The 18,368-nt window shown below is 70.5% G+C and carries 17 protein-coding genes and 2 pseudogenes; 13 read left to right on the top strand and 6 right to left on the bottom strand.

The features are described from left to right. The first annotated feature begins 173 nt into the window (after positions 1-173). Both ACZ5FU_RS05360 and ACZ5FU_RS05355 read left to right on the top strand, forming a co-directional pair. Positions 174-1,445 (top strand): helix-turn-helix domain-containing protein, encoded by a 1,272-nt coding sequence (locus ACZ5FU_RS05360; RefSeq protein WP_451777792.1) that lies wholly within the window; start codon positions 174-176, stop codon positions 1,443-1,445. Further along, entirely contained in the window at positions 1,442-1,987 is a 546-nt protein-coding gene (locus ACZ5FU_RS05355) for a flavoprotein (protein ID WP_451777615.1), read from the top strand. The genes ACZ5FU_RS05360 and ACZ5FU_RS05355 overlap by 4 nt, the downstream gene beginning before the upstream one ends. On the opposite strand, the pseudogene ACZ5FU_RS05350 reads toward ACZ5FU_RS05355, so the two are convergent. The 3 genes and pseudogenes from ACZ5FU_RS05350 to ACZ5FU_RS05340 form a co-directional block, all read right to left on the bottom strand. Next, positions 1,988-3,700, bottom strand: a pseudogene (locus ACZ5FU_RS05350) (relaxase/mobilization nuclease domain-containing protein). Next, positions 3,697-4,338 (bottom strand): plasmid mobilization relaxosome protein MobC, encoded by a 642-nt coding sequence (gene mobC / locus ACZ5FU_RS05345; protein WP_451777620.1) that lies wholly within the window; start codon positions 4,336-4,338, stop codon positions 3,697-3,699. The pseudogene ACZ5FU_RS05350 and the gene mobC overlap by 4 nt, the downstream one beginning before the upstream one ends. A 113-nt stretch (positions 4,339-4,451) precedes the next feature. Then, the gene (locus ACZ5FU_RS05340) at positions 4,452-5,141 is read right to left on the bottom strand and encodes a DUF2637 domain-containing protein (RefSeq protein WP_451777623.1); all 690 of its coding nucleotides are present in this window, start codon (positions 5,139-5,141) and stop codon (positions 4,452-4,454) included. On the opposite strand from ACZ5FU_RS05340, the pseudogene ACZ5FU_RS05335 reads away from it, so the two are divergent. After that, positions 5,107-5,679 (top strand): annotated as a pseudogene (locus tag ACZ5FU_RS05335) (tyrosine-type recombinase/integrase); the annotation flags it as partial. The gene ACZ5FU_RS05340 and the pseudogene ACZ5FU_RS05335 overlap by 35 nt on opposite strands. A gap of 67 nt (positions 5,680-5,746) precedes the next feature. Here ACZ5FU_RS05335 and ACZ5FU_RS05330 read toward each other — a convergent pair. Beyond that, positions 5,747-6,391, bottom strand: a complete 645-nt coding sequence (locus ACZ5FU_RS05330) for a hypothetical protein (protein WP_468643206.1) — start codon at positions 6,389-6,391, stop codon at positions 5,747-5,749. Between the two features lie 326 nt (positions 6,392-6,717). Here ACZ5FU_RS05330 and hemL point away from each other — a divergent pair, with 326 nt between their 5' ends. The 8 genes from hemL (at position 6,718) to ACZ5FU_RS05290 (ending at position 14,981) form a co-directional block, all read left to right on the top strand. Further along, positions 6,718-8,034 (top strand): glutamate-1-semialdehyde 2,1-aminomutase, encoded by a 1,317-nt coding sequence (hemL, locus tag ACZ5FU_RS05325; protein WP_469044613.1) that lies wholly within the window; start codon positions 6,718-6,720, stop codon positions 8,032-8,034. A 56-nt stretch (positions 8,035-8,090) separates the two neighbouring features. Next, the gene (locus ACZ5FU_RS05320; RefSeq protein ID WP_451777795.1) at positions 8,091-8,738 is read left to right on the top strand and encodes a histidine phosphatase family protein; all 648 of its coding nucleotides are present in this window, start codon (positions 8,091-8,093) and stop codon (positions 8,736-8,738) included. 144 nt (positions 8,739-8,882) lie between these two features. Then, positions 8,883-10,184: a polysaccharide deacetylase family protein gene (locus ACZ5FU_RS05315; RefSeq protein ID WP_469044611.1), complete on the top strand. Its 1,302-nt coding sequence runs from the start codon at positions 8,883-8,885 to the stop codon at positions 10,182-10,184. Between the two features lie 66 nt (positions 10,185-10,250). After that, positions 10,251-10,841: a TlpA family protein disulfide reductase gene (locus tag ACZ5FU_RS05310; RefSeq protein ID WP_451529516.1), complete on the top strand. Its 591-nt coding sequence runs from the start codon at positions 10,251-10,253 to the stop codon at positions 10,839-10,841. A gap of 1 nt (position 10,842) precedes the next feature. Continuing rightward, a complete protein-coding gene (locus ACZ5FU_RS05305) occupies positions 10,843-11,616 on the top strand; it encodes a cytochrome c biogenesis CcdA family protein (protein WP_451529515.1) in 774 nt (257 codons plus the stop codon). A gap of 3 nt (positions 11,617-11,619) precedes the next feature. Continuing rightward, the gene (gene resB, locus ACZ5FU_RS05300; RefSeq protein ID WP_451777630.1) at positions 11,620-13,353 is read left to right on the top strand and encodes a cytochrome c biogenesis protein ResB; all 1,734 of its coding nucleotides are present in this window, start codon (positions 11,620-11,622) and stop codon (positions 13,351-13,353) included. 32 nt (positions 13,354-13,385) lie between these two features. Continuing rightward, positions 13,386-14,498 (top strand): c-type cytochrome biogenesis protein CcsB, encoded by a 1,113-nt coding sequence (ccsB, locus tag ACZ5FU_RS05295; protein ID WP_451777796.1) that lies wholly within the window; start codon positions 13,386-13,388, stop codon positions 14,496-14,498. A 78-nt stretch (positions 14,499-14,576) separates the two neighbouring features. Next, positions 14,577-14,981 (top strand): SRPBCC domain-containing protein, encoded by a 405-nt coding sequence (locus ACZ5FU_RS05290; RefSeq protein WP_451529513.1) that lies wholly within the window; start codon positions 14,577-14,579, stop codon positions 14,979-14,981. Between the two features lie 33 nt (positions 14,982-15,014). On the opposite strand, the gene ACZ5FU_RS05285 is transcribed toward ACZ5FU_RS05290, so the two are convergent. Both ACZ5FU_RS05285 and ACZ5FU_RS05280 read right to left on the bottom strand, forming a co-directional pair. Further along, positions 15,015-15,482, bottom strand: coding sequence for a nucleoside deaminase (locus ACZ5FU_RS05285; protein ID WP_469044602.1), 468 nt, complete (start codon positions 15,480-15,482; stop codon positions 15,015-15,017). A gap of 55 nt (positions 15,483-15,537) precedes the next feature. Continuing rightward, a complete protein-coding gene (locus tag ACZ5FU_RS05280; protein ID WP_451529511.1) occupies positions 15,538-15,876 on the bottom strand; it encodes a PLD nuclease N-terminal domain-containing protein in 339 nt (112 codons plus the stop codon). Between the two features lie 87 nt (positions 15,877-15,963). Here ACZ5FU_RS05280 and ACZ5FU_RS05275 point away from each other — a divergent pair, with 87 nt between their 5' ends. Continuing rightward, on the top strand, positions 15,964-17,415 hold the full coding sequence (locus ACZ5FU_RS05275; RefSeq protein WP_451529510.1) for a menaquinone biosynthesis decarboxylase: 1,452 nt from the start codon (positions 15,964-15,966) through the stop codon (positions 17,413-17,415). Next, positions 17,412-18,314 (top strand): menaquinone biosynthesis prenyltransferase MqnP, encoded by a 903-nt coding sequence (gene mqnP / locus ACZ5FU_RS05270; protein WP_451529509.1) that lies wholly within the window; start codon positions 17,412-17,414, stop codon positions 18,312-18,314. The genes ACZ5FU_RS05275 and mqnP overlap by 4 nt, the downstream gene beginning before the upstream one ends. Positions 18,315-18,368 lie beyond the last annotated feature (54 nt).

Raw genomic sequence — 18,368 nt, 5'->3', positions numbered from 1 at the left:
CTGCCTCCAGGGTCGGTGCGGCTGCTCCAGGCAACCGCTCCGGAGACAAGCGGGACCATGCCGTGTGCCGGGGCCGCATCACTTATGCAGGAGCTGCATCGCGGCCAATCGATGCTCGGTTACGCTCGGTTGAGCAGGCAGGATCGGCGACGGCAGAAGGGGCCGTGGCGCAGATGGCCGACGCACAGAGTGAAGCCGGACGGATCGGCGAAGTCATCCGTCAGGCACGCGTATTACAGCGGCGCTCGCAGAAGGACGTTGCCACCGCACTGGGCTACCACCAGTCGAAGGTGAGCCGCCTGGAGAACGGCAGGGGCACGGAGGACGTGCGCGTGCTGCGCGAGATCGCGAAGGTACTGGACATCCCACCGCAACGCCTCGGCCTCGCCGCTGCCCCCGACGCCAGCCCCAGCGATCCCGAAACCGAGGACATGCACCGCCGCACCTTCCTTGCCGCGAGCGTCGCCGCGCTCGCGGCAACGCCGACGCCAACCATGGCGCACCACGACCTGATCCAGGTCCTGCTGCCGGGACCGAGCCCCGCCGCCACCGGTGACTCCTCCGGTATCGACGAGCTGCGGGAGCGAGCGCGGACCGTGCGCCGGCTGTTCTGCACGTGCGACTACGCGAAACTGGAGCAGGCCCTGCCGGGCCTGATCGCCGACCTGCGCCAGGTCGCCGGCGGTTCCTCCGGTTCGGCGGAGGCATCCGGGTTGCTCGCGACCACCTACCAGACGTCGGTGAGCCTGTTGCTGAAGCGAGCCGACCAGGGCAACGCCTGGCTCGCGGCCGGCCGGGCCATGGCCGAGGCGGAAAGGTCCGGGGACCCTGTCGTCCTCGCCGCCAGCGTCCGCGTTCACGCTCACGTGCTCGTACGGGAGAAGCACACAGCCCAAGCCGTGAACATGGTGCGCCACACCGTCGACCAACTCAGCGGCTCCTACGACCGACGCTCGCCCCGATACCTGGCAGCGGTCGGCCTGCTGCTGCTCCGCGGAGCAACCGCCGCCAGTAGAAACGGCGACCGCGAAACCACCCGCGACTTCCTCACCGAGGCCAAAGAGGTGGCCCGCTACGTCGCATTCGACAGGCCGGACGCCTGGGCGAACTTCAGCCCGACCAACGTAGCCCTGCACGAGATCAGTGCGGCTGTCTCATTCGGCGACGCCGGAATCGCCCTCCAAACCGCTCGCCCCCTCATGCGGCGGCACATCCCCGTCCCCGAGCGACGGGCCGCGCTCTGGGTGGAGGCCGCCCGCGCCTACAGTCAGCAGGGCAGACTCGCCGACGGCTACCAGGCCCTGCGCATCGCCGAGAGCTGCGCGGCACAGGACGTCCGCCGCCCGGCCGTACGCGAACTGGTCGCCGACATGGCAGCCCGTGACCGTCGCCGGGCGCTGCCCGAGCTCCACCACTTCAGCCGCCAACTGGGAGTGCCCGCGTGAGTGACCAGCACGACAAGCCGTTCCTCCAGATCGTGGTCTGCGCGGCCGGGGTCGCCGCCGACGTTGGCCGGCTGATCACGGCAGCACAGGAACGGCACTGGGACGTCGGCGTCGTAGCCACCCCGCAAGGAGTCGGCTTCCTTGATGCCGAGGCGGTCGAGGCCCAGACCGGCCGCCCCATCCGCTCGGCCTGGCGGTCACCGGGTGAGCCACGCCCGAGCCGGCCTGCGGATGCGATCGCGGTCGCCCCGGCGACCTTCAACACGGTCAATAAGTGGGCTGCCGGAATCTCGGACAACCTCGCGCTGGGCATCTTGTGTGAGGCGCCCGCCATGGGTGTACCGGTCGCCGTGTTGCCTTACCTGAACTCCGCCCAGGCCGCCCATCCTGCATACCGCCGGAGTCTGGACCTGCTACGCGAGATGGGTGTCTTGGTCGGCTCCTACGAGCCTCATCGGCCGAAGGCCGGCGGTGGGGCCGACCGCTACCGCTGGGAGGAAGTGCTGGAGCTGCTTGCCCCGAGGCTGTCCGCGCAGTCGTGATCAGCGCCGATGTGCTCGCGGCTGCGGGAGCGAGACGGTGGTTGCCTCGTGGGCCGGAGCGCTGGGTGTCCCATCGGGCCGTGCTGCGCTGTGGGCCTGTGCTGCACGGGCGCGTGCGTTGGGCGTCGGCCGTGCGCTGACGCGTTGAATACGCCACGCCAGGGTCCTTGCGGGGGAGCGGGCGTCATCCAGGGCACGTTGGTCGGCGGCCTGCCTGAGAAGTCGTTCCGGGTCGTGCCCGAGTGCTTCCGCTTCGGCGAGTGCGGCAGTGAGGGCAGCGATCGCGGGATCTGCGAGGACCTGCTCCGAGTGCGCGGGTACGGCCCGACGGATGTGGTGGATGTGCCGGTCCACCGTTGATTGCGGCGGTCGGTGCCGGACGAGGGCGGTCAGGGGTGCTGCTGCCTGGTCGTATGCGGCTTGGAGGTGGAGCAGAGTCTGCTGGGTGGCCGTGACCTGCTGGTCGTGGTGGCGGAGCTGGTGCCAGCGGGTGGCCGCGATGGTGACGAGGATCGCGGCATCGAGGAACATCGCCAGAGCCGTACCGTCCCCCGGTGCGGGCTCGCGGAGCATCGCCCGTATGGCGCTTCGTAGGGCGCGGGCGTGGTGGTGTTCGGCCTGAATGCGGGAGCGCGTGGCGCGCTCGAAGGCGGAAGCGGCTTCGCGGAGCTGGGCGTGGATGGGTGCGGGGGCGAGAAGGGGCAGGGCGTCAAGGGCTTCGCCGAAGGCGGCGAGGTGGGCCTGCGAGGCTCCATCGTCGTGACCGCTGAGGTGGTGGGGGATGCGCTCGGTGGCGGCGATGGCTTGGTGCCAGGGGTTGGGAGAGCGAGGAGAGTGCTTGCTCGGCTGGTTGGTGAGCTGCGGGTCGGTGGCCTCCAGGCGTGCTCGGATCCTGGGGAGGGACAGGTCCGGGGCGAGTGTGGAGCCGGAGTACCAGATGGGTCCCTTGCCGGCGGTGAGGTTGTCTTCGCTGGCGACCTTGTAGCCGCGCACGTCGCCGGAAGGAAAGTACACGGCTTCGACTAACACACCTTCGGTGCGGCTGAGCAGGCGGATGAACTCCTCGGTGCTGGTGGAGGCGGCCACGGCAGTGCGGACGATGGTGCGCAGGCGTTCACGAGCCGACTTGTCCCGGCCTTGGCGGTGTGCCTTTTCCTGCTCGGCGCGAGTGGAGCGTCTGGCAGCGGTGCGGTCTCCGCGGACGACTTGAAGGAGTCCGTACTCCTTCTCGATGGTGGCGAGTTCGCGGTCTGCGGTGAGGTAGTCGTTCCAGTGGCGTGCGGGGCGTAGGTCGCCGCGGACCTTGGTGGCGGCGATGTGGATGTGGTCGGGGGCGTGGCGGACGGCGACCCAGCGGCAGCCGTCCGGGTCGTCTTGTGGCGCGATGCCGGTGGCGGCCACGACGCGGCGGGCTATGTCGGCCCACTCCTCGTCGCTGAGGTGGCGGTCGGTTGTGGCGGCGCGGAGGGAGCAGTGTCAGACGTGCCGCTCGGGTGCGCGGCCGAGTCGGCGGGCTTGCTTGACGCGCAGGTCGAGGTCGGCCACCAGCAGCCTTTTTGTGACGTTGAAGTCGTCCGTGCGGCCGGGGTCGGGGGCGAAGCCGTCCCAGGAGGCGACGAGGTGGGGGTCGGTGTGGTCTTTGGCCTTCTTGGTGTCGAACAGATAGCGGATCAGGCCAGCCGTGTCCTTTCCGCTGCTGATCTTGGCGATCATCGGGTGGCCTTGTTGGTGACGGCCTGGTGCGCAGCTGCGGCGATCTCGCTGATGACTGTTCGGACCGCGCCGAGGGTGCGCTCGGTCTGGGCGAGGGCGGCGGTGTCCCCAGTGTGTGGTTGGCCGCCGGAATTGAGCTTCCGGGCGATCTGGTTGGCGTTGTTGCCGATCTTGGCGATCTGCTCGCGCAGGGCGGTCAGCTCGTCGATGTAGTCGTCCAGCGAGGTGCGTTGGCCCGGAAGGGCGAGGTCGCCGTGGATGTTGGCCGTGACGACGGCGCCGACGTAGTGGGCGCCGGCGATGTTGAATGACCGGGCCTTGGCGAGGATGGCGCTCTTCTCTTCGACGCTGTAGCGCACGTCGACGCGTTCTTTGCGCTGGGTGTCTTTGCGCTTGCGGCGGCGGGCGATGCGGTGCAGGGCGGCGGCTTCGGCGGCACGAGGGAGGACGACGGGGATGGCCTGGACGCGTTGTCCTTCCTCGGGTGCTCCCTGGCGCCCGTGGATCGCCGCCACCCCCGGGGCGGAACTCCCGTTGGACCGCCCCTTGGACGGTCCAACGGCATACCTTGCTGGCTGGGTGACGCTTGTGGTCGTCTCCCGCTGTCCGGAGGGCAGCTCACGTCGGGCTTCGCGCATCGGGGCAGTCCTTACTAGGGGTTGGCGGACGGGATGTGCCAGGGGTGGTCGGCTCCGCCCTCTGTCCACTCGTTGAGCAGCGCGATGACGGGCGGTACCGACCGGTCAGCGCGCTAGGAGACGCGCTCGGGCGTACGGTCGAGTTCGGCCTGCAGGCGGCGTGTGATCTCGGTGAGGCGGTCTTTGCCGACAGGGTGGCCCTGGGCTCGGATCGCCGCTTCGACGTGGCGGCGGGAGATATGTCCTTGGCGGCCCAGGGGCGCGGCGCGGCCGAGAGCCAGGAGCGTTTCCGTGGAAGCGCTGGGCTGCCGACCCTTGATCGGGCTGTGGGGTTGACGCGCCTCCGCCACTTCGGCCGGAGGGTCCGCCACGTCCGCGGTGTCCTCCGCCACAACTTCATGCCGTGCTTGTGCCGCGCCCTTCGAGGCATCGGCCGTGTCGCTGTCCGGAGCGGGGCGCAGCAAGTTCTCGACGTGAATGTGGCGCCGAGCACTGACCGGTTCAGGCGAGTGCCGTCCAGTGGGGTGGCGGCGTATGACGAGATCCAGGTGGACGGCTCCGGCGAGCGCGAGCGGGGCGATGGCCGACAGAGCGCCGACGGTGACGTCGTCCAGGTGGAGCCCGGCGGCGTCGCTCTCCTGGTTGAGACGGACGGCGTGCAGGGCGTTGGCCCAGATGCTCGTGATGGTGGCGATGCCGACGAGGGCCCAGACGTAGAGGCGAGAGCGCCAAGGGGCGGCACGCAGGATGAGCAAGGCCGAGACGCCGATGGTAGGCACGAAGCCGGTCTTCGCTCTGCCCAAGGGCAACAGGATCCGGTCAATGCCGCTGTCGGCTCAGCTGGCCGCTGCCCTCAAGGCCCACATGAGGCGATTCCCGCCGACGGCGGTCACGCTTCCCTGGGCGAAGCCCGACGGCGAGCCCAAGACCTACCGACTGCTTTTCGTCGACGAGAAGGGCCGGGCGTACAACCGCAGCGTCTTCAACATGGGTGCCTGGAAGCGAGCCCTGGTCGCCGCCGGCGTGATCCCTCCTCGCAAGCGCGGGGCGAGGTGCCTCCAGGCGGCCCCGGAGGACGGCATGCACGCCCTCCGGCACGCGTACGCCTCTGTGCTCCTGGACGCGGGGGAGAGCATCAAGGCGCTCTCCGAGTACCTGGGCCACTCGGATCCTGGCTTCACGCTCCGGACGTACACGCACCTGCTGCCGTCCAGCGAGACCCGAACCCGCAAGGCGATCGACGACGCCTTCACGGACGCGGAGCCGCAGGACGCAGGGGAGCCCCAGGGCACACCACCCCCAGCAAAACCAATGTGCCCTCAATGTGCCCTGGCCGCCTGACGACCCCTCTCCGGCACGGAAAAGGGCGAGGCCCGAAGACCCCGCCCGATCCCTACGAAACCCCAGCTCAGGGCCACACAAGGCAATAAGGCTGATGCCCCGCCTCATGCAGCCGGTGGCTGAAGTCCTGCCACTCGTGCAGCAGCTGGTACACGTTGAACGCGTCCCGCGGGCCGCCCCGGTCCGGGACCGTCGACCAGATGAAGGCGGCCGCGCCGACCGCCTCCTCGCCGATGTCGCGGAGGGGGTCGACGACCGTCATGGGGAGCTTGACGACGGCGTAGTCGGGGTGCAGGACGACGAGTTCCAGCGGGGGCACCTTGTGCAGGGGGACGCCCTCGATGCCGGTGAGGACCATCGCGGCCATCGTCTCCGGCTTGATCTTGGTGAACATGCCGTTCATGCCGAGTTCGTCGCCGCCGAGCTCCTCGGGGCGCATCGAGATCGGGACCCGGGCCGCGGTCGCGCCGTCCGGTGCGCCGAAGTACTTGTACGTCACCCCCACCCGACCACCATTCCCGCTCGCCGCCCGGAGCCGGTCGACCGTGCGGTCGAGCCGCTCGGACTCACTCGGTACCTCGGGCACTCCCGGGGCGCCCTGCGCCCGCCGTGCTCCGTCGGCTTCCTCCACGTCGCGCCGGTGCCTTCCCCGCCGGGCACGCCGAGGACCCCGGTCATCAGTCCCCTCGCCCAGTCCGCCACCGCGATGCATATCTCCACCCGACTGCTTTTCTGGGACGCGCAGGCCCCGCCGCGCAACCCGATCATCGTGTCAGTGACCTCCCCCACGGCCGCACGCCGAAACGTGCGGTGAAACACCTGTCCGCAGGATCTTCGCAGCCCTCTCGACACGCCGTCGCTGTGAGCTACGTCTATCAGGCTCAGTCCGTTTCAGTTTCGCAGATGAAGAAGCCTGCGGAAGAGGTCCGCCCGGCCCGCGCGGGCACGGCACACGCCCCGCTGTCCTCCGGCGCCGCTGGCCTACCCTGAGGAGGTCACTGACAACCGGAGTCCGAGAAGTCGGAGAAGTCGCAGGTCATGAGCGAACTGCCCTATTCATACGAAGCGCCCGCCTCACAGGCACTGTTCGACCGTGCGGCCGTCGTCACACCGGGTGGCGTGAACTCCCCGGTGCGCGCCTTCCGCGCCGTCGGCGGCACGCCCCGGTTCATGGTGTCCGGCACCGGCCCGTACCTGACGGACGCGGACGGCCGGGAGTACGTCGACCTCGTCTGTTCCTGGGGTCCCATGATCCTCGGGCACTCGCACCCCGAGGTGATCGCCGCCGTCCAGGACGCCGTCTCGCGCGGCACGTCCTTCGGCACGCCCGGTGAGGGCGAGGTGGTGCTGGCCGAGGAGATCGTCGCGCGGGTCGAGCCCGTCGAGCAGGTGCGGCTGGTCTCCAGCGGGACCGAGGCCACGATGTCCGCCATCCGGCTCGCCCGCGGCTTCACCCGGCGCTCCAAGGTGATCAAGTTCGCCGGCTGCTACCACGGTCACGTCGACTCGCTGCTCGCCGCCGCCGGCTCCGGCGTCGCCACCTTCGCGCTGCCGGACACGCCCGGCGTCACCGGCGCCCAGGCCGGCGACACCATCGTGCTGCCGTACAACGACCTGGAGGCCGTGCAGGAGGCCTTCCACCGGCACCCCGGTGAGATCGCCTGCGTCATCACCGAGGCCTCGCCCGGCAACATGGGCGTGGTCCCGCCGCTGCCCGGGTTCAACCAGGGACTCAAGGACGCCTGCCAGAACAACGGCGCCCTCTACATCTCCGACGAGGTCATGACCGGGTTCCGGACCAGCCGGGCCGGATGGTTCGGGATCGACGGGGTCAGGCCCGACCTGATGACCTTCGGCAAGGTCATGGGCGGCGGCTTCCCGGCCGCGGCGTTCGGCGGCCGTGCCGACGTGATGGCGCACCTCGCGCCCGCCGGGCCCGTCTACCAGGCCGGCACCCTCTCCGGGAACCCGGTCGCCACCGCCGCCGGCATCGCCCAGCTCCGGCTCCTCGACGACGCCGCGTACACGACGCTCGACGCCGTGTCCGGGCAGATCCAGGCGCTGGTGTCGGAGGCCCTGACCAAGGAGGGCGTCGCGCACACGCTGCAGAGCGCCTCCAACATGTTCTCCGTCTTCTTCACGGACCGGCCCGTCCGCACCTACGAGGACGCCAAGGCGCAGGAGTCGTTCCGCTTCACCGCCTTCTTCCACTCGCTGCTGGCGAACGGCGTCTACCTGCCGCCCTCGTCCTACGAGTCCTGGTTCGTGTCCACGGCCCACGACGAACGGGCCGTCCAGCGCATCGCCGACGCCCTCCCGGCGGCGGCCCGAGCGGCTGCGGAGGCCCGCGCGTGAGCAACGACCACACCACCGGTACCGGAAGCGGCACCGACCTGACCGTCGTCCACCTGATGCGGCACGGCGAGGTCGAGAACCCGGACGGCATCCTCTACGGCCGTCTCGACGGCTACCACCTCTCCGACCTGGGCCGGCGGATGGCCGACCGGGTCGCCGAGCACCTCGCCCCCCGCGACGTGACGTACGTCTGCGCCTCCCCGCTGGAGCGGGCGCAGGAGACGGCCGGCCCGATCGCCAAGGCGCACGGGCTCGACCTCGCCACCGACGCGCGGCTCATCGAGGCCGACAACGTCTTCCAGGGCAAGACCTTCGGCGTCGGCGACGGGGCGCTGCGCCGGCCGGAGAACTGGAAGCACGTCTACAACCCGTTCAAGCCGTCCTGGGGCGAGCCGTACGTCGACCAGGTGGTGCGCATGATGGGCGCGCTGGACGCGGCCAGGGACCGGGCCCGCGGCCACGAGGCGGTGCTGGTCAGCCACCAGCTGCCGATCTGGATCGTGCGGTCCTACGTCGAGCGGCGGCGGTTGTGGCACGACCCGCGCAAGCGGCAGTGCACGCTCGCCTCGCTGACGTCCTTCACGTACCGCGGTGACACGATCGTGTCCGTCGGCTACTCCGAGCCGGCCCGCGACCTGGTGCCGCCGCACCTGCTGGCCGGCGCCAAGCCGGTGAAGGGGAAGGGCAAGGCCTTCGGGGCGTGAGCGGGTGATCCCCCGGTCACCGTCGATCACCGTCCGGTGATCCCTCGATCGCCGTTACGAAACGCGCACACATGAGCGGAACCTCCCCGTTCGACGTGTCCTCTGAGTGGGTGACCACCGGAGTACACGACGAACGGGGATGCCATGCGCGCTCTCACCCGCAGGGGAGCACTGGGACTGGGGGCGGGGGCCGCGGCCGCCGCCGGACTCGCGGGCTGCGGCGGCCTCACGTCGTCGGACGACCCGCGTCCCGGTGACGGTTCCGGCGCGGCCGGGAAGGGCGGCTCGGCCTCCCCGAAGCCCACCGCCACCGCCCGTCCGATCGGTGACGGCTCCACCTCCTTCACGGGCGCGCAGCCGCACCAGCCGGCCGCGCCCGAGCCGCTGGAGCCGGGCCAGGAACCGCCGCAGTTCGTCGTCTTCTCCTGGGACGGGGCGGGCGAGGTCGGCAACGGTCTCTTCCCGCGATTCCTGGACCTGGCCAAGGAGCACGGCGCGGCCATGACCTTCTTCCTCTCCGGGCTCTACCTGCTGCCCGAGTCGAAGAAGCGGCTCTACGACCCGCCCAACAACCCCCGCGGCGCCTCGGACATCGGCTACCTCACCGACGACCACGTCAGGGCGACGCTGGTCAACGTGCGCCGCGCCTGGCTGGAGGGGCACGAGATCGGCACCCACTTCAACGGGCACTTCTGCGCCGGCTCCGGCTCGGTCGGCAACTGGACCGGGCGCCAGTGGCGCGACGAGATCGACCAGGCCAAGTCGTTCGTGAAGCAGTGGCGCACCAACACCGGGTGGACCGACCTGCCCGCGCTCCCCTTCGACTACGACAAGGAACTCGTCGGCGGCCGCACGCCCTGCCTCCTCGGCCAGGACAGCCTGCTGCCCACCGCCCGCTCCCTCGGCTGGCGCTACGACGCCTCCTCGCCGGGCGGCCGCCAGGTCTGGCCCGACAAGAAGCAGGGCCTGTGGAACCTGCCGCTGCAGCAGATACCGTTCCCCGGCCGCGGCTTCGAGGTCCTGTCGATGGACTACAACATGCTCGCCAACCAGTCGGTCAACTCCACCAAGGCGCCCAGCCACAACTACCCGGGCTGGCGGCGGCAGTCGGCCCAGGCGTACATCCAGGGATTCAAGCGGGCGTACGAGACGAACCGGGCGCCCTACTTCGTGGGCAACCACTTCGAGCAGTGGAACGGCGGCATCTACATGGACGCCGTCGAGGAGGCGTTCCGGCACATCGCGCGCGAGAAGGAGAAGGGCGGGGACGTGCGCGTCGTCTCCTTCCGGCAGTTCGTCGACTGGATCGACGTGCAGAAGCCGGAGGTGCTCGCCAAGCTGCGCACGCTGGAGGTCGGACAGAAGCCGGCCGGCGGCTGGAAGGAGTTCCTCGCGGCGGCCCCGGGTGCCGCCGCCGGCCCGTCGAGCTCCGGATCCGCTGCCTGAAATGCGGTTTTCTCCCCGTGAGGGGGGTGCGCAAGATCCCCGGAACGGGCATGCGAAACTTTTCACATGAGTGCCGCCAGCCGCACCCCCCTGTCTGTCGCCGTCGCAGCCGTCACGGCGCTGCTGTTGTCCGCGTGCACCTCCGGAGGCACCTCCGGCGGGGGCGGCGACACCAACTTCGTCATGGGCAAGAACGGCGTCTCGACCGTCGCGAAGGGCGAGCGCACCGCCGCCCCCGACCTCTCGGGCAAGACCGTCGACGGCAAGCAGCTCGACGTCGCCTCCTTCAAGGGCGACGTCGTCGTCCTGAACGTGTGGGGCTCCTGGTGCGCGCCCTGCCGCGCCGAGGCGCCGGGATTCCAGAAGGTCTCCACCGACCTCAAGGCCCGGGGCGTGCGGTTCGTCGGCATCAACACCCGTGACACCAGCACCTCCAACGCCCTCGCCTTCGAGAAGGAGCAGGGCGTCACCTACCCCAGCCTGTACGACCCGACCGGCAAGCTGATGCTCCGCTTCGCGAAGGGCACGCTCAACCCGCAGGCCATCCCCTCCACGCTCGTCCTCGACCGGGACGGGAAGATCGCGGCCCGTTCGCTGGCCGCCCTCAGCGAGGAGAAGCTGCGCGCGATGATCGACCCGGTCCTCGCGGAGAAGTGACGTGAGCTCCCTCACGACGCTCGCCGCGGTGGCCGATCCGAACCAGACGGTCATGAGCGGCGCCCTGCTGGCCGCCCTGCCCCTCGCGCTGCTCGGCGGACTCGTCTCCTTCTTCTCCCCGTGCGTGCTGCCGCTCGTCCCCGGCTACCTGTCGTACGTCACCGGCGTCGCCGGCACCGACCTGGCCGAGGCCCGGCGCGGCCGGATGGTCGCCGGCGCCTCCCTCTTCGTCGCCGGTTTCACGGCCGTGTTCGTCTCCAGCGGCGCCCTGTTCGGCTACTTCGGCGACACGCTCCAGGCCAACAAGGGCGTCCTGTCCAAGGTGCTGGGCGTGCTCATGATCCTCATGGGCGTCTTCTTCATGGGGCTGATGCCCTGGATGACCCAGCGCGAGTTCCGCTTCCACCGGCGGCCGGTCGCCGGGCTCGTCGGCGCCCCGCTGCTCGGCGCGCTGTTCGGCATCGGCTGGACGCCGTGCATCGGCCCGACCCTGGCGTCCGTGCTGACGCTCTCCTCCCAGCAGGGCAGCGCGGGCCGCGGTGCCCTGCTCACCGTCGCCTACTGCCTCGGCCTCGGGGTGCCCTTCGTGCTCGCCGCGGTCGCCTTCCGCAAGGCGCTCGGCGCCTTCGCCCGGGTCAAGCGGCACTATGTGTGGGTGATGCGGATCGGCGGCTCGATGATGATCGTGACCGGTCTGCTGCTGCTGACCGGCGCCTGGGACCACCTGGTGCAGGACCTTCAGTCCTGGTCCACCGGCTTCACTGTGGGGATCTGATCGATGAGCAAGACCACCGCCGGCGAGACCGCGGACGCCGCCGCACCGCAGGACCAGGACCTCGGCGCGGCCGGCTCCCAGCTGTCCACCGCCCCCGCCGAGCCGCTCGGCGGCGTCCCCGCCATGGGCGTCGTCGGCTGGGCCCGCTGGTTCTGGCGGCAGCTGACCTCGATGCGGGTCGCCCTGCTGCTGCTCCTGCTGCTGGCGCTCGGCGCGATCCCCGGTTCGCTCATCCCGCAGACCGGCACCGACGCCACCAAGGTCGCCGACTTCGAGAAGAACCACCCCACCCTCGCGCCGCTCTACGACAAGCTGGGCCTCTTCCACGTCTACAGCTCGGTGTGGTTCTCCGCCGTCTACATCCTGCTGTTCGTCTCCCTCATCGGCTGCATCGTGCCCCGCACCTGGCAGTTCGTCGGCCAGCTGCGCGGCCGGCCGCCGGGCGCGCCCAAGCGGCTGACCCGGCTGCCCGCGTACACGACGTGGCGCACGGACGCCGAGCCGGAGCAGGTGCGCGAGGCCGCGCTCGCACTGCTGAGGAAGCGCCGTTTCCGCGCGCACCTCGCCGGGGACGCGGTCGCCGCCGAGAAGGGCTACCTGCGCGAGGTCGGCAACCTCGCCTTCCACATCGCCCTCATCGTGATGCTGACGTCCTTCGCCTGGGGCCAGCTGTTCAAGATGGAGGGCAACAAGCTGGTCCTGGAGGGCGACGGCTTCTCCAACACGCTCACCCAGTACGACGACTTCAAGTCCGGCACCCTCTTCGACGCCGACGACCTGGCGCCGTTCAGCTTCACCCTGAAGGACTTCACCGGCACCTACGAGGTCTCCGGGCCCAACAAGGGCACTCCGCGCACCTACCAGGCCGCCCTCACCTACTCCGAGGGCGCCTACGGCAAGGACAGGAGGACCACCGTCAAGGTGAACCACCCGCTGGAGATCGGCGACTCCAAGGTCTACCTCACCGCCCACGGGTACGCCCCCGTCGTCACCGTCAGGGACGGCAAGGGCGACGTGGTCTACCACGACGCCGTACCGCTGCTGCCGCTCGACTCCAACGTCACCTCCTCCGGGGTGGTCAAGGTCTACGACGGCTACCGCGACGCCGAGGGCGTCAAGGAACAGCTCGCCTTCCAGGCCTTCTTCCTGCCCAGCTACGCCGAGGGCAACGAGGTCTCCTCCGCCTTCCCGGCACTGCTGAACCCCGTGCTCAACCTGGAGCCGTACCACGGCGACCTCGGCGTCGACTCGGGCATCCCGCAGAGCGTCTACCAGCTCGACAAGCGGAACATGAAGCCGTTCAAGGACGTCAAGGACCTCCAGGTCCGGGACAACCTCAAGCCCGGCGAGACCATGACCCTCCCCGACGGCGCCGGCTCCATCACCTACGAGGGCACCAAGGAGTGGGCGAACTTCCAGGTCACCCGGCAGCCCGGCAGCGGCTGGGCGCTGGCCGGCTCGGTCGCCGCGGTCCTCGGCCTGGCGGGCTCCCTGTTCATCCAGCGCCGCCGCGTGTGGGTGCGGGCGGTGCGGGGCGCCGACGGCGTCACGGTCGTCGAGATGGCCGGCCTCGGCCGCAGCGAGTCCGCGAAGGTGCCCGAGGAACTGGGCGACCTCGCCGGGATCCTCCACGACCGGGCTCCCGGAGCGCCCGAAGGCCCCGAGCCCTCCGACGTCTCCGAAGAGCCCGACACCCCCGATTCCCGAGCCGTACCTGCCGAAGGGTCTGAGAAGTGACTCTCGCCGCCGCAACCGACCTCGCCGGCGCGGTGAACCTCGCCGCCGCCACCAACGAGAACCTCGCGAACATCAGCAACACGCTGATCTACTCCGCGATGGCCGTCTACACCCTGGCCTTCTTCGCGTACATCGCCGAATGGACCTTCGGCGGCCGCAGCAAGGTCGGCCGCACCGCCGCCGCGCTCACCGACCGGGCCCCGGCCGGGAGGGCGGCCCCGGCCGTCACCGTCAGGAAGGCCGGCGGCACCGCCGTGCTGGAGCGGCCGAAGGTCGTGGTGCGGGCCGCGGCCGGCGCCCGCGAGGTGCCCGACGGGCCGGGCGCGCACGGCGGCGACGAACAGGGCGACCTCTACGGCCGGATCGCCGTCTCGCTCACGGCGCTGGCCTTCCTGATCGAGTTCGGCGGGGTGCTCGCCCGCGCGCTCTCGGTGCAGCGGGCCCCGTGGGGCAACATGTACGAGTTCAACATCACCTTCTCCACGGTGGCCGTCGGCGTGTACCTCGCGCTGCTGGCGCTGAGGAAGAACGTGCGCTGGCTCGGGCTGTTCCTGATCACCTCGGTCCTGCTCGACCTGGGCCTCGCGGTCACCGTCCTGTACACGGCGAGCGACCAGCTGGTCCCCGCCCTGCACTCGTACTGGCTGTACATCCACGTCTCCACCGCGATCTTCTGCGGCGCGGTGTTCTACGTCGGCGCGGTCTCCACGATCCTGTACCTCTTCAAGGACTCCTACGAGAACAAGCTGGCGGGCGGCGGCACGCCCGGCAAGCTCGCCAACTCGGTCCTCGACCGGCTGCCCGCCGCGGCGACCCTCGACAAGTTCGCCTACCGCGTCAACGCGGCCGTCTTCCCGCTGTGGACGTTCACGATCATCGCGGGCGCGATCTGGGCGGGCGACGCCTGGGGCCGCTACTGGGGCTGGGACCCCAAGGAGACCTGGTCCTTCATCACCTGGGTCGCCTACGCCGGCTACCTGCACGCCCGCGCCACCGCCGGCTGGAAGGGCCGCAAGGCCGCCTACCTCGCGCTGGTCGCCTTCGGCTGCTGGCTGTTCAACTACTACGGCGTCAACATCTTCGTCTCCGGCAAGCACTCCTACGCCGACGTCGGCCTGGGCGTGCTGAGGTCGGCCGGGTTCTGAGCCCCGCGCGGCCGGCGGGACGGGCCGGCCGCACGGCGTGACCGTGCGGAAGCGGTTCCCGGGGGTCACCCTGGTGTCATGAGCGGTTCCATCGACCAGGGCTTCAGCCAGACCCACGGGAACACGCACATCCTGCACTTCGTGGTGCGGCTCCCGCGGCCCCTGGAGACGGTCTGGCCCGCCCTCGCCACCGCCGAGGGCCTCTCCGGCTGGTTCGGCGCCGTGGACGTCCTCGAACCCCGGCTGGGCGGCGTCATCGGCCTGCCCGGCCTGGGCGCCGGGCAGATCACCGCCTGGGACGTGGAGCGGGTCGCCGAGTACACGGTGGACGGCGGCGGCCGGATGCGTTTCCACCTGGAGCACGACGACGAGGGCGGCACCGCCCTGCGCTTCACCCACGAGTTCCAGGGCGAGGGCGAGACGGAGTCCCGCTGGCGCACCCGTTTCGAACGGTTGATCGAGCGAATGGGGCGGGTGCCGTAGGTCCGCCCCGTCGGGACACGGGCGCTCCCGCGCTCACTCCCCGATGTCCTCGTTCCACAGCGCCGGGTTCTCCGCGACGAAGTCGCGCATCATCGCGACGCACCCGGGGTCGTCCAGGAGCACGATCTCCACACCGTGCCGGGCGAGCCAGTCGTGGCCGCCGCGGAAGGTGACAGCCTCACCGATCACGACGCGTGAGATGCCGAACTGGCGGACCAGACCGGAGCAGTACCAGCACGGCGAGAGCGTGGTGACCATCGTCGTCCCGCGGTACGTCCGCTGCCGTCCCGCCGCGCGGAACGCCGCCGTCTCCGCGTGCGCCGAGGGGTCGCCGTCCTGCACGCGCCGGTTGTGGCCGCGACCGAGCGGCGTCCCGTCGGGGCCGTGGAGCGCGGCGCCGACCGGGATGCCGCCCTCGGCGAGCCCGGTGCGGGCCTCCTCGACGGCGGTGGCGAGCCAGGCGCGGGCGGTCGCCCCGTCCAGCGGGACCGGCTGACGCATGAGCACTCCGTTCCGTCCGCGGCGGGGTTCCCCGGCCCGGTCCCGGCGGCGGACTCTAGGAACCGGTGGGGTTCTGGCCGTCCTCGGGCTTGCCCTTGTCGTCCTTCTCGGTGTCGTCGAGCGACTTCAGGAAGTCGGGGTTGTCGTCCGGGGCGATCCACTGCCGCTGCTGCGGGCGGCCCCCGCGGACCCCGGACCAGCCCTCGGCGGCGGGGCTGCGCCTCTTGCCCGCGACGATCCACGAGAGCGAACCGACGAGCGGGAACAGCAGGACGAGGATCGCCCACAGCGGCTTGGGCATGTGGCGGATGTCGTCGTCCTTCGTGCTGATGCAGTCGATGAACGCGTAGACGCTCAGCGCCAGCGGCACCAGGAACATCAGTACCCGCAGCATGGGGTCTCTCCAGCGCAGAGGGGGCGGGGCCGCGAGGACGGGCCCCAGGTACGGGGCCAGGGTAGCCCCTCGGGGATACTTGACCGCATGGCTTACGACGATCTTCGTTCCCTGCTCAGGGCGCTGGAGCGCGAGGGCGACCTCAAGCGCATCAAGGCCGAGGTGGACCCGTACCTGGAGGTCGGGGAGATCGTCGACCGGGTCCAGAAGTCCGGCGGCCCCGCGCTCCTCTTCGAGAACGTCAAGGGCTCGGCGATGCCCCTCGCGATGAACGTGTTCGGCACCGACCGCCGCCTGCTGAAGGCGCTCGGGCTCACGTCGTACGCGGAGATCTCGGACCGGATCGGCGGGCTGCTCAAGCCCGAGCTGCCGCACGGCTTCGTGGGGGTCCGCGAGGCGTTCGGCAAGCTCGGCGCGATGACGCACGTCCCGCCGAAGAAGGTCAAGGACGGCCCCGTCCAGGAGGTCGTCCTGCACGGCGACGAGGTGGACCTGGACCGGTTGCCGGCGCTGTTCACCTGGCCGCAGGACGGCGGCTCGTTCTTCAACCTGGGGCTGACCCACACCAAGGACCCGGAGAGCGGGGTCCGCAACCTCGGGCTCTACCGCCTCCAGCGCCACGACCGGCGCACGATCGGCATGCACTGGCAGATCCACAAGGACAGCCGCAACCACTACCAGGTCGCCGCGCGCCGGGGCGAGCGGCTGCCGGTCGCGATCGCCTTCGGCTGCCCGCCGGCCGTCACGTACGCCTCCACCGCGCCGCTGCCCGGCGACATCGACGAGTACTTCCTCGCCGGTTTCCTGCAGGGCAGGCGCATCGAGATGGTCGACTGCAAGACGGTCCCGCTCCAGGTCCCGGCGCAGGCGGAGGTCGTGCTGGAGGGCTGGCTGGAGCCGGGCGAGATGCTCCCGGAGGGCCCGTTCGGCGACCACACCGGCTTCTACACGCCGCAGGAGCCCTTCCCGGCGCTGACGATCGACTGCGTGACGATGCGCAGGCGGCCGCTGCTCCAGTCGATCGTGGTGGGCCGCCCGCCGACCGAGGACGGTCCGCTGGGCCGTGCGACGGAGCGGTTCTTCCTCCCCCTCCTCAAGATCATCGTCCCGGACATCGTGGACTACCACCTGCCCGAGGCCGGCGGTTTCCACAACTGCGCGATCGTCTCGATCGACAAGAAGTACCCCAAGCACGCGCAGAAGGTCATGCACGCGATCTGGGGCGCCCACATGATGTCCCTGACCAAGCTGATCGTGGTCGTCGACTCCGACTGCGACGTCCACGACCTGCACGAGGTCGCCTGGCGGGCGCTGGGCAACACCGACTACGCCCGTGACCTGTCCCTCGTCGAGGGCCCCGTCGACCACCTCGACCACGCCTCCTACCAGCAGTTCTGGGGCGGCAAGGCGGGCATCGACGCGACCCGCAAGTGGCCCGAGGAGGGCTACACCCGCGACGGCGGCTGGCCGGAGATGGTCCTGTCGGACCCGGAGACGTCCGAACGGGTCACGCGACGCTGGAAGGAGTACGGGCTGTGAGTTCGGCATCCGCGGCGATCCCGCGTCCGGGACGCACCAAGGCCTTCCTGCGGCTGGTGATGATCGAGCACTCGGTCTTCGCGCTGCCCTTCGCCTACATCGCCGCGCTGACCGCGATGTTCGAGCTGGACGGGAACATCCACTGGGTCCGGCTGCTGCTGGTCACCGTCTGCATGGTGGGCCTGCGCACCTTCGCCATGGCGGTCAACCGCATCATCGACCGCGAGATCGACGCGCGGAACCCGCGCACCGCCCAGCGGGAACTCGTCACCGGCGCGATGTCGGTGCGGCACGCCTGGACCGGCGCCCTGGTCGCCCTGGTGGTCTTCCTGGGCTCGGCGGCCCTGCTGAACCCGCTCTGCCTGGCCCTGGCCCCGGTCGCCGTGATCCCGATGGTGGTCTACCCCTACGGGAAGCGCTTCACGGACTTCCCGCAGGCCATCCTCGGTCTCGCGCAGGCGATGGGCCCGATCGGCGGCTGGCTGGCCATCACGGGCGAGTGGTCCTGGGACGCGGTGATCCTGGGCCTGGCCGTCGGCGTCTGGATCGGCGGCTTCGACCTGATCTACGCCTGCCAGGACGTCGAGACCGACCGCGAGATCGGCGTCAGGTCGGTCCCGGCCCGCTTCGGCATCCCGGCGGCGATCCGGGGGGCGCGCGGCTGTCACGCCGTGACGACGGCCCTGTTCGTCTGGTACGCCCTCGCCACCGGCGCCGGCGCCTTCTTCTGGCTGGGTCTGCTGATCGTCGCCGGCGCGTTCGTCTACGAGCACACCCTCGTGCGCCCGCACGACCTGTCCCGCCTGAACAGGGCGTTCTTCTCCACGAACGGCTTCATCGGCATCAGCCTCTTCGTGTGCGCGCTGATCGACCTGCTGGTGCGCGGCCTCACGGTCTAGTACGGACCGGACCAAGGGGCCGGTCCGGTCCGTACCACCGTTCCGTTCGCCGGT

This window comes from Streptomyces sp. NPDC031554, assembly GCF_055580685.1.
The sequence above is the reverse complement of the archived record's forward strand: the minus strand, read 5'-3'. Positions and strand labels throughout refer to the sequence as shown.